The organism is Microbispora sp. NPDC049125 (genome assembly GCF_040802045.1).
GTDB lineage: Bacteria > Actinomycetota > Actinomycetes > Streptosporangiales > Streptosporangiaceae > Microbispora.
Window position 1 is genome coordinate 1 of record NZ_JBEZDW010000076.1, and the last position, 13,082, is coordinate 13,082.

Annotated in this window: 10 protein-coding genes and 1 pseudogene; 7 read left to right on the plus strand and 4 right to left on the minus strand. The window is 70.2% G+C overall.

The window, feature by feature from the left end:
• Nucleotides 1-741: hypothetical protein (locus AB0B72_RS39675; protein WP_367744925.1), on the plus strand; the 741-nt coding region annotated here is incomplete at its 5' end.
• A 138-nt stretch (nt 742-879) separates the two neighbouring features.
• Here the strand turns inward: AB0B72_RS39675 and AB0B72_RS39680 are convergent.
• Both AB0B72_RS39680 and AB0B72_RS39685 read right to left on the minus strand, forming a co-directional pair.
• Complete coding sequence (locus AB0B72_RS39680) at nt 880-2,961, minus strand: hypothetical protein (protein WP_367744927.1); 2,082 nt, start codon at nt 2,959-2,961, stop codon at nt 880-882.
• Nucleotides 2,962-3,122: 161 nt separating this feature from the next.
• On the minus strand, nt 3,123-3,683 hold the full coding sequence (locus AB0B72_RS39685) for a hypothetical protein (protein WP_367744930.1): 561 nt from the start codon (nt 3,681-3,683) through the stop codon (nt 3,123-3,125).
• Between the two features lie 211 nt (nt 3,684-3,894).
• Here AB0B72_RS39685 and AB0B72_RS39690 point away from each other — a divergent pair, with 211 nt between their 5' ends.
• Together AB0B72_RS39690 and AB0B72_RS39695 are read left to right on the plus strand one after the other, a co-directional pair.
• Nucleotides 3,895-4,833, plus strand: a complete 939-nt coding sequence (locus tag AB0B72_RS39690) for a nitroreductase family protein (protein WP_367744932.1) — start codon at nt 3,895-3,897, stop codon at nt 4,831-4,833.
• 277 nt (nt 4,834-5,110) lie between these two features.
• Nucleotides 5,111-6,121, plus strand: coding sequence for a zinc-dependent alcohol dehydrogenase (locus AB0B72_RS39695; RefSeq protein ID WP_367744935.1), 1,011 nt, complete (start codon nt 5,111-5,113; stop codon nt 6,119-6,121).
• Nucleotides 6,122-6,524: 403 nt separating this feature from the next.
• On the opposite strand, the gene AB0B72_RS39700 is transcribed toward AB0B72_RS39695, so the two are convergent.
• Nucleotides 6,525-7,403, minus strand: coding sequence for an RNA polymerase sigma factor RpoD/SigA (locus AB0B72_RS39700; protein WP_367744936.1), 879 nt, complete (start codon nt 7,401-7,403; stop codon nt 6,525-6,527).
• On the minus strand, nt 7,358-7,915 hold the full coding sequence (locus tag AB0B72_RS39705; protein ID WP_367744937.1) for a hypothetical protein: 558 nt from the start codon (nt 7,913-7,915) through the stop codon (nt 7,358-7,360). The genes AB0B72_RS39700 and AB0B72_RS39705 overlap by 46 nt, the downstream gene beginning before the upstream one ends.
• A gap of 283 nt (nt 7,916-8,198) precedes the next feature.
• Between AB0B72_RS39705 and AB0B72_RS39710 the strand changes: the two genes are divergently transcribed.
• The 4 genes and pseudogenes from AB0B72_RS39710 to AB0B72_RS39725 form a co-directional block, all read left to right on the plus strand.
• Entirely contained in the window at nt 8,199-9,119 is a 921-nt protein-coding gene (locus tag AB0B72_RS39710; protein WP_367744939.1) for a hypothetical protein, read from the plus strand.
• A gap of 286 nt (nt 9,120-9,405) precedes the next feature.
• Complete coding sequence (locus tag AB0B72_RS39715) at nt 9,406-9,762, plus strand: nucleotide pyrophosphohydrolase (protein ID WP_367744940.1); 357 nt, start codon at nt 9,406-9,408, stop codon at nt 9,760-9,762.
• A 130-nt stretch (nt 9,763-9,892) separates the two neighbouring features.
• Entirely contained in the window at nt 9,893-11,797 is a 1,905-nt protein-coding gene (locus AB0B72_RS39720) for a DNA/RNA helicase domain-containing protein (protein ID WP_367744942.1), read from the plus strand.
• Between the two features lie 1,096 nt (nt 11,798-12,893).
• Nucleotides 12,894-13,082: pseudogene (locus AB0B72_RS39725) on the plus strand (alpha-galactosidase); the annotation flags it as partial.

Here is a 13,082-nt window from a genome sequence, read left to right on the forward strand (position 1 = left end):
CGGGTCCCGGTCCTGGCCCCCGTCACCTGGAACTCCAGCGGCTGGCCGGTCATCCAGACCGTCAACGGCGGCTGGGGCGCCAGCTACCCCTACCCGAACGTGCCGCGCCCCCCGCGTCAGGTGAAGTCACCGACCGAACCGGAGACGTTCGCCGGCACGACATTGGGGCCGGAGTGGGAGTGGAACCACAACCCCGACACCACCAAGTACACGGTGAACAACGGGCTGACCCTGTCGACCGCCACCGTCACCAACGACCTGTACTCGGCGCGCAACACCCTGACCCACCGCATCCTCGGGCCAAGCTCGACGGCCACCGTCCAGATGGACATCTCGCAGATGAAGGATGGTGACCGGGCGGGTCTCGCGATGCTGCGCGACTCCTCGGCGTGGATCGGCGTCAAACATGACGGCACCGCGAACCGGCTGGTGATGGTCAACGGCCTGACCATGGACGGCAACTGGAACACCACCGGGACCGGCACCGAGGCCGCGAGCGCCAACCTGTCGGGCACCCGGCTCTGGCTGCGGGTCAACGCCGACATCCGTCCCGGCTCGGGACGGCAGGCCCGCTTCTCCTACAGCACCGACGGCGTCAACTTCACCGGCCTGGGCCCGGCGTTCACCATGGGCAACGCCTGGCAGTTCTTCATGGGCTACCGCTACGCCATCTTCAACTACGCCACCAAGTCCCTTGGAGGATCGGTCGGAGTCAGCCGCTTCGAGATGACCAAACCCTGATCAGGACGACCAGCGGGAGCCGGGCCAAGCCCGGCTCCCGCACCTTCAACTCAGGTGACCGCGCCGATCGCCGGCGCGACGGTCACACGGCGAAGTGGACGAGCGCGGAACCACGCCATCCCCCCGCGCTGGTCTCGGTTACTGGCGGGAGAGGGCTCTGGTGATGCCGGCGGCGATGGTTGTGGCGAGCACCCAGCCCGCCAGGACAAGGCCGTACGCCACCCACTGACCGGCACCGACCGGCTGGAACGCCTTCTCCTGCCCGAAGTCGATCAAAGGGAGCAGCAGATCCAGGGTGTAGACGACGGTGTTGAACGCCGGTCCCTGCCCGGGTTGGGCGCGAGGCGGTGTGGTGAGGGCGAATACGACGGCTCCACCGGCGAGCAGCGCCAGTAGCCAGAGGGCGGCGCTGGCCGGGCGGTAGCCGTACCCCACGGTGACGTCCTGCAGCAGGCCCCAGGCCCGGGCGTGGACAGGCAACGTCCTGCGCCGCCTCCGCTGCTTGGCCAGCAGGACCGTCCGCGCGTCCGCGTCCTGCCCCAGTCTCCTGTAGGCCGCGGCGAGCTGTTCGTACAGGTGCGGCACATAGCCGTCGCGGTCATCGGTCAGCCAGGACAGGCGGCGCGCGGCGGGCAGCGCCGGGTCCAGCGCCTCGTACACGAGGCCGTCCTGCCGGCGCGGCGACCATGTCCCGGGGTCGTCACGAAGGACGCCGATACGCGCGTGCCGAAGGTCGACGACCCCCTCGGGCTTCCGCCGGGGACGCAGGTACAGCTCACGGACGTCCAGCTGCCACGCCGCGAGCGCTCTCCTGCCCGGAGCGCGAAGTGTGGCGCCGTCGAGGCTGAGATGCCGCCCGATGGTGGCACCGATCAGATTGAGCTCCCCATCGGCGGTGAAGCCGTGCCCGCATTGCAGACCACGCCCGATGTTCGCCCCCGCCGCGTCGAGCGCCGGGCCGCCGGGATTGCTCAGATGCGCGCCGGCGAAGTCGGCGAACGTGCCGATGCGCGCGTCGGCGAGCCGGATGGCGCCACGGGCGCGGAACCCGCCGGCGCAGGAGAGCCATCCGCCGATGGTCATCCCGTCGCCGTCCAGCGCGACGGCGGACGGCGTGCCCGCGGACGGCGTGCCGGCACCGGATAGGGCCATGCCGTCGAAATCGGCTCCGTTCAGCGTCAGGGAGCCCGCGATGCGGGCCTGCGTGAGGTCCACCCTTCCCCGCGCCTTGAGCCCGTGCGCGTCCACCGTGCCCTCGACCTGCAAGTCTGCGGCCTGCAGCGCGTCACCGCCCGGATTGTCAAGGCGAGCGCCGTCCAGGTTCAGCTCCCGGTCGACGCGTGAGCCGGTCAACCGCAGGATGCCGGTCGCGGTGAATCCCCCGCCGAAGTAGAGCCCTCCCTCAGCGGTGATCCGGGAGCCGCGGAAGGCCATCTTCCCCGAGTTGCCGATCGTGGTCCCGCTGAAGGTGAACGGTCCCGCCACACGAGCGTTGCGCACACTGACCATCCCGGTGAGCGTCATCCGCTTGCACACCACGCCCCCGTCGGCCGCCAGCCCGTCGAGGTTCAGCACCTCGCCCGCCGCCACCAGGTGAGCCTGGTTCATGACCATGGTGCCGCTCACCTTCACGTTGGAGAACCTGACCTGCCCCGCGGCGCTGAGGCCGATCGCCGAGATGCCGCGATCCGCCTGCAGCCGGTCGCAGTCGATGGCCAGGCCGGTCGCCGACGACCGCGCGTGGTTCAACGTCAGGCTCCCCGCGAGCTGGGCCCCGCGCAGCTCCACAAGCCCGGTGAAGAGGCAGCCCTCCAACCTCAGATGCCCGTCGATCTGCGCGTTGGAGCCCGACAGCCCCGGCAGACGGGAGCCGTTGAAACTCATCTGGGGGCACCGCGTCCAGTACAGGCTCGGATCGCGTTCGAAGTGACATGACAGGAACCGCGCGGAATGGCGGACGACGGAGTACGCCAGGTCCACCCGCCCGGCGATCCGGGCTCCCTTGATCCGTATGGCGGGGATCCGATGCGACTGGGGCGTCTCATCCCGCATCAGCAGTGAGGCGATCACGCCGGCCCGGACCGTCCGTTCCTGCCCCCAGGCAGCTCCCTCGGCGGGATCGTCCTCGCTCGGCTCACCGGTCTGGAAGTCCACCTCCTCGCCGAGCGGAAAAGCCTCCCACACCCGCCGTTCGGCGTCGGACAGGTCCTCTATACGCACGTGATCCCCCTCGCGCAGACAGCGGTCTCTTCGATCGCCTCTTCGATCGTTCGCGCGGCGCCGGAGGTTACAGCGCTCAGACGGCGTCCCGCCCTCCGGATACGCCAGGACGCCCGCCCCCCCACGGGACGGGCGTCCTGGGCGGCGGGCCCACTTCGGGCCTACTTGAGGACCGGGTACTTCCGGACGACGGGGGTGGCGGCCCACACCCTGCCGAATCCGAGGGTGTCACCGGCGGAGGCCAGCGCCAGCCCGATCAGGACGACGGCGTAGATCAGGTGCTCGTCCAGGAAGGGGTTGGTCGCCAGAGGCAGTTCTGAGGCCCACATGAGGACCAGCAGCAGCCCTCCGGTGGCGGCGGCGATCCGCAGGCCCACGCCGAGGATCAGGGCGGTTCCGATGCCGAGCAGGCCGAGCATGAAGAGCCAGTCGACCCAGCCCTGGCCGGCCAGGCCGGAGAAGAACCCGCCGAGCGCGTTCTCGCCGGTGCCCTTGAGGAAGCCGGTGGTCGGGCTGCCGCCGTTGAGCCACGACTTGGCGGCCGGGGTCGCGAAGCCCCACCCGAAGGTCTTGTCGAGGAAGGCCCAGAGGAAGATCCAGCCGATGGAGATGCGGGCGACGGCCCAGATGTGGTCCACCGTACGGTGTGCCGCGGCCTGCGGCGCGAAGGTGCCGGCGACGTGGGAGGTGGGGACGGGACGCCGTCCTTCGGTGGTGGCCATGATCTGCCCCTTCCAGAGCTTTTCTCGTCTGTTGCTCACCTCAATGACATCGCTCGGCGGCCGTTTCCCTCAGGGCTGGAGTGCCCTCGCGCCGGGCCCGCTGGACCCGTGATCGGCGGGACCTAGGTCCTGAAGCGCCGAGCCCATGGGCACTGCCGCCGGCGACGGCGGGCGCAGGAGCCTGGCCGCGAGCCTGAGAAGGAGACGTGCCATGATCGCACCTCTGTCCACCGACCTCGGCGTCCGGCGGCTGCTCGTCGCGGCCGGTGAGGCGCCGTCGGTGCTGAACACCCAGCCGTGGCGGTTTCGCGTCGTCCGCCGGGAGTTCGTCGAGCTGTTCGCCGACCCCGGACGGCGGCTCGCGATCAGCGACCCGCGCGGCCGTTCCCTGTACGTGAGCTGCGGCGCGGCTCTGCTCAACCTGCGCGTCGCCATTCGGGGGATCGGCTACCGCCCCGTGGTCCGGCTGCGCCCGAACGACGCGGAGCCGCGGCTGCTGGCGGCCGTCCACCTGACGGAGGCGGAGCCGGCCAATGCGCGAGAACGCGAGCTGTACGGCGCGATCGCGGCGCGGCGCACCAACCGTGAGCCCTACAGCGGAGCGCCGGTGCCGCCGGGGCTGCTGGCCGAGATGCGGAGGGCGGCCGGCCGGGAAGGCGCCCGCCTTGTGCCGCTCGACGCGCCGGCCGTCGCCGAAATACTCGAATTCGCCGCCATGGCGGAGGACGAGCTGGCGCTCTCCCCCGGCTACCGCGCCGAGCTGGCCCGGTGGGCGCTGCCCGACTTCGTCCGCGGGCCCGCCCCTGAGAGCGACCCTCCGGTGACGCGCGTCTTCGGCGAACGCGGCCGGACGGCGCGATTCGAAGCGCGCCCCCGGCTCGCGGTGCTGTCCACGCCGGGCGACCGGCCGGTCGACTGGCTGCGGGCCGGGCAGGCGCTCGAACGGGTGCTGCTCGTCGCCACGGCGGGCGGGCTCTCGACCTCGTTCCTCAACCAGCCGCTCGACCTGCGCGACATGCGGACGCGAACCGATCCCCGGCATCCCTGCGGACACCCACAGATGATCATCAGGTTCGGTTACGGCCCCCCTGTTCCGCGGGCCCCGCATCGCCGCGTCGCCGAGCTGGAGATGGCGGGGCGGAAGCCGTAGATCACCGGACGCCGGCGGACGCGAGCAAGGGCGTCCCCTCCGGGACGCCCACACGAACACACGAACGCCCGGCGGGGTTCCCCTCCAGACGAGGGAGCGGCGGACGTACACCACCGGGGGACCTCCGGCCTCTTACGCGCGGGCGCGGCGCGAGGCATGTTCGTCCTGCGGGCGATGACCTCCGTCGCGGAGCGCGATGGCGGATGGAGGACCAACGCCTCTTGGTCCCCGGCGGTGGACTGCGCACTGTTGAGGGGGACGACGTAGGAGGCGGACCATGCGAGCAGCGACAGTCATCGCGTTCGACCAGCCCATCGTGGTGCGGGACAGGCGGATGATCGCGCCGGGCCCCGGACAGGTCCTGGTACGCATCGAGGCCAGCGGGCTGTGCCACACCGACATCCACGCCGCGCGCGGAGAATGGCCGGTCACGCCGCGGCCGCCGTTCACGCCGGGGCACGAAGGGGTGGGCATCGTCCATGAGCTCGGGCGGGGCGTCACCGACCGGAAGGCCGGCGAGCGCGTCGCCGTCCCGTGGCTCGGATCGGCGTGCGGGATGTGCGAATACTGCGTCAGCGGACGGGAGACCCTCTGCGAGACGCAGGTCAACACCGGCTACGGCGTCGACGGGTGCCACGCCCAGTGGGCGGTCGCCGACGCCCGTTACGTGGTGCCGGTGCCCGAGGGCGTCCCCGCGATGGAGGCCGCCCCTCTCACCTGCGCAGGGGTCACCACGTACAAGGCGGTGAAGGTGGCCGGGCTGCGGCCCGGCGAGCGGGCGGCGATCTTCGGCGTCGGCGGGCTCGGGCACCTGGCCCTGCAGTACGCGGCGATCTTCGGCGCCGAGACGATCGCGGTCGACGTCACCGACGCCAAACTCCGGATGGCCGGCGGCCTCGGCGCCGATCACACGGTGAACGCCGCCGAGCACGACCCTGTCGAGAAGATCAAGGGCCTCGGCGGCGCGGACGTGGCGATCGTCCTGGCGGCGGATCCGCGCGTGCTTGAGCAGGCCCACGCGAGCCTGCGCCGCGGCGGGCGGCTGGTCCTGGTGTCACTTCCGAAGGACGACACGATGAAACTGCCGATTTTCGAGACCGTGCTCGGCGGCATCAGCGTGATCGGGTCCATCGTGGGGACGAGGGCCGACCTCGCGGAGGTCTTCCGGCTGCACGCGGCGGGACGGACCGAGGTCATGTACGAGACACGCAAACTCGACGAGATCAACGAAGCGATCGAGGACGTCCTGTCGGGACGCGTCGACGCCCGCGTGGTCTTCGAGCTCTGAACCGGAGATCACCCGAGGACGGGACACGTGTCGAAGGTCCCGAGCGGCGACGGCTTCGGGCTCGCGCGCTCCGGCGCGATCCGGGGCGCTGAGCGCACTCAAGACACGCAACCCGATCATCTTCGCCTTCCCCCGCCGCGCAGGCCGCACAGGACGCGGTCCGGTGCCCTTCGGCCCTGCCCCCCGGCCGCCCGCGGGGATCCAATGGAACCGTGCACAGCGCACATGGAGATGGAGCGATGAACACACTCACACGCCGGGACAGGGGGATCATCCCGAGCTCTTCGACCTGTTCGAGGCCCCGTTCCTCGGTCTGCGGCCCCTGCCGCGGACCGTGCAGGTTCGAGACCTTCGTCAAGGACGGCAGGTACGTCCTGAGGGCCGAGCTGCCCGGCCACCGAGTTCAGGTACGGCACGCTGACCCGCTCGATCGCCCTTCCGCCCACCGCGGAGGAGAAGGGCTGCGCGCGACCTGAGCGGGCGTGTACACGGTGCCGTCCACCATGCCGTAACGAAGCTCCAGCACCTGCCTCGGCCTGTCGGCGAGGCCGCGGAGCAGATCGCCGACCCGCCGGGGCACCTCCGCGTGTTCGACAACGGCCTCCGGCCGGCGGCCGGGGTCGTCAGCGATGTCGACCGCCACGCCGGCGCCCAGCAGTTCCAGGCTGAGGGGCGCGGCGCTCAGCCGGGCCAGATCGGCCAGGCGGCGCGGCGTCATCCCCGCCTCGGCCGCGACCTCGGCGGCTTGTGGTTCACGATGCAGCCGGCCCGCCAGGTCGCGACGTGCCTGCTCGGCACGTGCCATCTCGCCGAGCACCTTCTCCGGCAGGCGTACCGTCCGCGCCTCCGTGGCGATCGCCTGCCGCATGGCCTTGTTGATCCACCACATGGCGTATGTCGAGAACCTGGCGCCGCGAGAGGGGTCGTACCGGTCAGCCGCCTGGGTGAGCCCGACGGCGCCCGCCTGGACGAGGTCCGTCATCGGCAGCCCGCGATGGGCGTAGCGCCTGGCGACGGCGACGACAAGGCGCAGGTTGGCCTCGATCATCCGGCCTCTCGCCAGGCGGCCGTCGCGTACGCGCTCGCGCAGTTCCCCGTCCGGCGTGCCCTCGCTGAGCAGGCGGGCGGCCTGGCGGCCGTCCTTTATTCGCCGGGCGAGGGCGATCTCGTCCTGTGCGGTCAGCAGGGGTATCGCGCCGACGCGCGTCAGGTAGGCGCCCTCCGTCGTGCCGGACATCATGTCTGGTGGGGCCGGCGCCAGCGCTCGGACGCGGTCAGCCACGCGGCGCTCCACTGCGCGTCCCTGCGCCTGTCAAGCAGGAACCGCAGGAGCAGATAGACGACGAAGAGGCAGAACACGAGCCCCGTCTCCAAGCCGGCGGCGACCAGCCCCGCGTCGAGGACCGTCTCGGCGTGATCACGTGGGCGGATGGTGACCACGTTGGCGCCGTCGAGCCAGACGCGCTCCCGCGCGCCCACGGTCGGCCTGCCCATCGGCACGACCCGGCCGGTCACGACGGCGCCGGTGGAGGTGACCCATTGGCGACGGCCGCCGCCTGCGTCCACGAGTGTGATGGTGACGGGCGCCCGGAGGCGACTCGCCTGCTCTGCCTGCAGTCCCCGCCCGTAGACAGTGGCGGTGACGGACGCGATCGGCCAGAAGGAGGTCAGCACCAGCACGATGCCGGCCGCCACGGCCAGAGCCTCCCAGCGGTCCGAACCACGGCGTAAGGGGTTGCGGTCCGGGCGGTACAGGCGCACGCGTCGGACGATCCAGTCTGCCGCCGCCTTCATGACCTACCTCCTGCGTGCCGCGCGTCCTCCCACACGATCGCTCGCCGCACACGGCCGGCGTGAGGGCCGTACGACACCCCGGGCCGGGACGTTCGGCCCGTACGGGCTCCGAAGGCCGGCCCGCGTGCCGCTTGACGAGCCCGCGCTCAGGGCGGACGCCCCGGGCCCATCGGCGGCCGATCCGGGACCTTCGCCGCCTCCACCCGTCGCCGCCCCCGTGGTGCTCTGGAAGTGGAGGGTTCACGACCATGACCAGCTGTCCCGTACGCGTGGGAGGCAAGAGATGATCGCCATGCGTTCCCTCATCGGTGAGGCCCCCGTGCCCGCGGCAGTTCCCGTGCTCGCCGCGGTACGCGCGACCCATCACCGCGGCCTCGACCGGCTCGTCTTCGAGTTCCGCGGCGGCCTGCCCGAGCACCATGCCGCGTCGTACGTCAAGTGCCTCGTCGCCGACGGAACCGGCGAGACCGTCGCCGTCGCCGGTGACGCGATCCTCCGGCTGCGCCTCTTCAACGCCTGCGGCGGCGGCGCGTCCGGCGCCGCGGCGTGCGGCGCCACCCGGAGCACATACGCGCTGCCCGCGATCATCCAGGTCGTCGAGGCCGGGTCCGCCGGGTCGGTGCTGACCTTCGGCGTCGGCTTGGCCAAGCGCGTGCGGTACCGGATGTACACGCTCAACAACCCCAGTCGCGTGGTGGTGGACTTTCCCACGCCGTACTGGACGGTCAACGCTCGCGTCCGCTTCCTCGACACGCCCCGCGAACCCCGCACCGCGACGGTGTCACGTCCGGTGATCCCTCCCTCCGTGGCTCGTGGCGCGCTCCAGCGGCTGTTCGCCGGGCCCACCCGGGAGGAGCAGGCCGCCGGGCTGCGCTTCACCGATTCCCACGCGACCGGCTTCAGCAAGCTGAAGATCAGGGGTGGCGTGGCGCACGTCCACCTGACCGGCGACGTCCGGTCCGACGGAGCGACGTTCACGGTCGCCGACGAGATCACCGCGACGCTCAAGCGCTTCCCGGCGATCCGATGGGTGAAGATCTACGACGCCGACGGCCGCACCGAACGCCCGGCGGGACGGACCGACTCGATTCCCGAATGCCTGGAGCCGGGAGGAACCAGTTCATGGCGGCGAGCTCACCTGAGCGGCCACGCGACTGGGCTCAAAAGGATCAGAAGGCTCAGTACGGCCATCCGGGCACGTTGAGACGCAGACTGTAGAGCCCGAGGTTTCCGCCGTCGCCACCACGCGACGGCGTCCCGGAGACGATGCAGGGAGTCCGCCCGTCGGGACCGCCGAAAGTCACGTCGGTCCTGCCCGCCCCGGCCGAGATCGTGCCCAAAGCCGCGCCGGAGGACGCGTACACGTGGACTTTCGCGATGGGCCGCGCCGGCCACGCGCGGAGCGGGGTCCCGCGAGAGCTCCCGGCCGCCCTCGGCCGGAGCGAGCGGGACCCGCGACGATCGGCCGGCCGCCTTTGTAACGTGGCCCCATGACCGCGTTGGAGGAACTGACCAGCAGGCTGCGGACGTTCGCACGCGACAGGGACTGGGAGCAGTTCCACACGCCGAAGAACCTGGCGATGGCACTCGCGGGCGAGGTCGGCGAACTCCTGGCGGAACTGCAGTGGCTGACCCCCGGCCAGGCCGCGAAGGTCATGGAGGACCCCCAGGCCGCCGCGAGGCTGAGGTCCGAGGTCGCTGATGTCACGCTCTACCTCGTCCGGTTCGCCGACCTTCTCGGCATCGATCTGGTGGAGGCGGCCCACGCCAAGCTGGACGAGGGGGAACGGCGGTACTCCGTGGCGGAGTACCGAGGTTCGGCGAGGAAGGCGCCTCCCTTGAGCTGATTTCTGACAGTTGATCGCTGTAATCTGCCTGCCGTAAAGGTGATGCGGCCCGACGGGCTTCCGCTGATCGTCTGATCGCGGACACGCCCCCATACCGCACGAGTTCTTCGTGCTGCCTGGGGGTAGGTCCGTGGCGGTTTTTCGGCATTCCGCTGAAAGCCTCGTCAAGCTGGTCTCCGAATCGGTTCCGGAAAGGTTGCTCAGCGGGATCATCGCCGACCACCTCAAGGCCACCACGGGGCTCACTCCTTCCATGGGTGAGCGCAAGTCATGGGACCGCAGCCTGCCGATCCTCGCCCGTGACCTCGTCGAAGCGGGCCTCGGCGACGTCGAGATGATGATCGAGTACCGGCTGCCCCTGTCCAGCAAGCGCGCCGACGTGATCCTCGCCGGCGTGGACCGGCGTACCGGCGGCGACGCATACGTGATCGTGGAACTCAAGCAGTGGAGCCAGGCAGATCTCTACGAAGACGACCCCGATCTCGTGCTCGTGCCCGGGATGTCCAGCCGTCCCAAACTGCACCCGGTCCTGCAGGTGCGCGGCTACTGCGACTACCTCGCCGACTTCGTCGGCGCGCTGGCGGAGCACCGCGACGCGGTGAGAGGCGTCGCCTATCTCCACAACGCGTCCGATCCCGACATCCACGACCTGTACGGCCATGTGCGGGACGAGCGGACACGTCTGTTCAGCAAGACGCGCCGCGGAGCCTTCCTCGACTACCTCAGGGCGCAGTTCGCGCCCGGCTCGGGTGCCGACGCGGCCGACCGGTTGCTCACCAGCGCGATCCGCCCGTCGAAGCAACTGCTCGCGCTGGCCGCCGAAGAGATCAGGAACCGGGAGCAGTTCGTCCTCCTGGCCGAGCAGCGCCTCGCCTATCAGATGGTCCTGCACGTCGTGGAGAAGGCACGCGCCGCCGATTCCAAGGAAGTCGTGATCGTCACGGGCGGCCCCGGTTCCGGCAAGAGCGTCATCGCCCTCTCGCTGCTCGGAGAGCTGTCGAGGCAGGGCCGGCCGGTGCTGCACGCGACGGGCTCCAGATCGTTCACCCAGACCATGCGCCGCCATGTCGGCAAGGGTTCGACCAGGCTGCAGAACCTCTTCAAGTACTTCAACGGATTCATCAACGCCGCCCGGAACGACCTCGACGTCCTCATCTGCGACGAAGCCCATCGGATCCGCGAGAAGTCGGAGAACCAGTACACCCGAGCGGCGTTACGGACCGGGCGGCCCCAGGTCGACGAACTGATCGCCGCCGCCCGCGTGCCGGTCTTCCTCCTTGACGAGCACCAAGTCGTACGGCCCGGCGAGATCGGCACCGTCGCGGCGATCAAGGCCCACGCGGAGTCCCTCGGCCTGCGGGTGCACGAGGTGGCGCTCGACGGCCAGTTCCGCTGCGGAGGCAGCCGCAAGTACGAGGACTGGGTGCTGCGCCTCCTCGGGCTGGACGGCGGCGAGCCCGGGCCGTGGACCGGCGACGACCACTTCGAAGTGACGCTGGCCGAGTCGCCCCATGAGTTGGAGGCCGTGCTCCGGGAGCGGCTGGAGCGCGGCTATTCAGCCCGCATGACCGCCGGCTTCTGCTGGCGCTGGAGCGAGCCGCGCAAGGACGACACCCTCGTGCCCGACGTACAGATCGGGGACTGGACCCGCCCGTGGAACGTCAAGGGCGAGCGGTCGGTCGGCGACGCCCCGGCGAGCGCGCTGTGGGCCACCCTGCCGGGCGGCTTCGAGCAGGTGGGCTGCGTCTACACCGCCCAGGGCTTCGAGTACGACTGGAACGGCGTGATCATCGGCCCCGACCTCGTGGTCCGGGACGGCGAGCTCGTCACCGTGCGCGCGGCGAGCAGGGACCCGGCCCTCATGAAGAGGACGGTCACTGACGAGCAGGCGGACCGGTTGATCCGGAACACCTACAAGGTGCTGCTCACACGCGGCATGGTCGGCACGGTCGTCTACTCCGCCGACCCTGAGACCCAGGAGTTCCTCTCGGCCCTCGTCGAGCACGGCACCGTGACCATCCCTGACCCGGTTTAGCCTCACGCTGCGGTCCGGCCGATAAAGGAGAGTGAGGACCGGCCCGCCGGCACCCGGGATCTCGAATCCGCCTTCTCACACATATTTCATTACAGGTGGCTCGAATTTCTCGCCAGCCGAGACGAATGCCGAATCGCGACCGCCGACCCGATTCGACAAAGAGCGGATCGCGGCGTCAGTCGCGGTTCCCCGCCTCACTTCATGTGGTGTATTAATTTGTGTTAGCGTTAACAGTCCTGCTGCCAGTCTGGTCCTTCTTCGCTGCGGGGCATGTGGTGGTGGTGACGTGGCGGAGCAAACACGACGCGAGGGAGTCTCGTCAAGGCGCGGGCTTCCCTCCACGTCGGCCCTGGGTCCGCCGGGCACGTCTCGCCTGCTCCTGCCAGGGCGGGGTCCGGTCACGCGGAAGGCGCGGGGATGAAACGTTCATGGACGTTTTCCGCTGCGAGATCTGATCGCCATGAGGGCGGCCCGCGTGCCGGGAAATTGTTCCGCCGATGGGCGCGATGAAATTTTCGCCATTCACGGCTTCCATCATCGCAGGCCAGCAGGGACATTCTCCGCACAACTCATCCAGCGATGCTTCCATCGCCTTGACATGTTTCGTTGGGATTTCCACACTGAGTCCCGAAGCGGCCTCCCGCCGTCGGTGGTGACCGGCGGAGGGTCGCCGGTTGTGACGCCGATCGTGTCGCATCCGGAATGGATCCGGCCGCGAACTCGCCAGGTCTGGCCTCCGCTCCTTCTCGTGAACGCCGACGGAAGTGCCGGCCCGACCTGAGCCCCCGGCAGGCGCCGCCACCGCGCGGCGGCGTAGTCGCCGTGTCCCTGGAATGTGATCGTCGACGACCCGGGCGAGAGGGTCGTCACATGCGAGAAGAGCAAGGGCGTGACCAGTGGCGAGCCGACGAAGACCGGCAGCGGAGTCGGCCGCGTCTGCCCATCGTCCATCAGGACCTGCCGGTAGACCCCGTCCCGGCTCCGTCCGTCACGGTCCTCCTCCAGCGGCTCCTCAAACGGCTCCATCCGGCCGCCCTGACGCGATGATCCACTCGTTTCCGCCGATGTCTCGTCGTTCATCTTCATGGAGGTTCTTTTGCGCAAGCTGGGAGCTCTGCTCGCCGCCGGCGTTCTCGTAGGCGGCCTCATCGCCTTGGAAGAGCAGGCCAGTGCCCTGGACAACGGGGTGGCCCGCACCCCTCCCATGGGCTGGAACAGCTGGAACACCTTCGGCTGCAACATCAGCGAGTCGCTGATCAAACAGATGGCCGACACCATCGTCAAC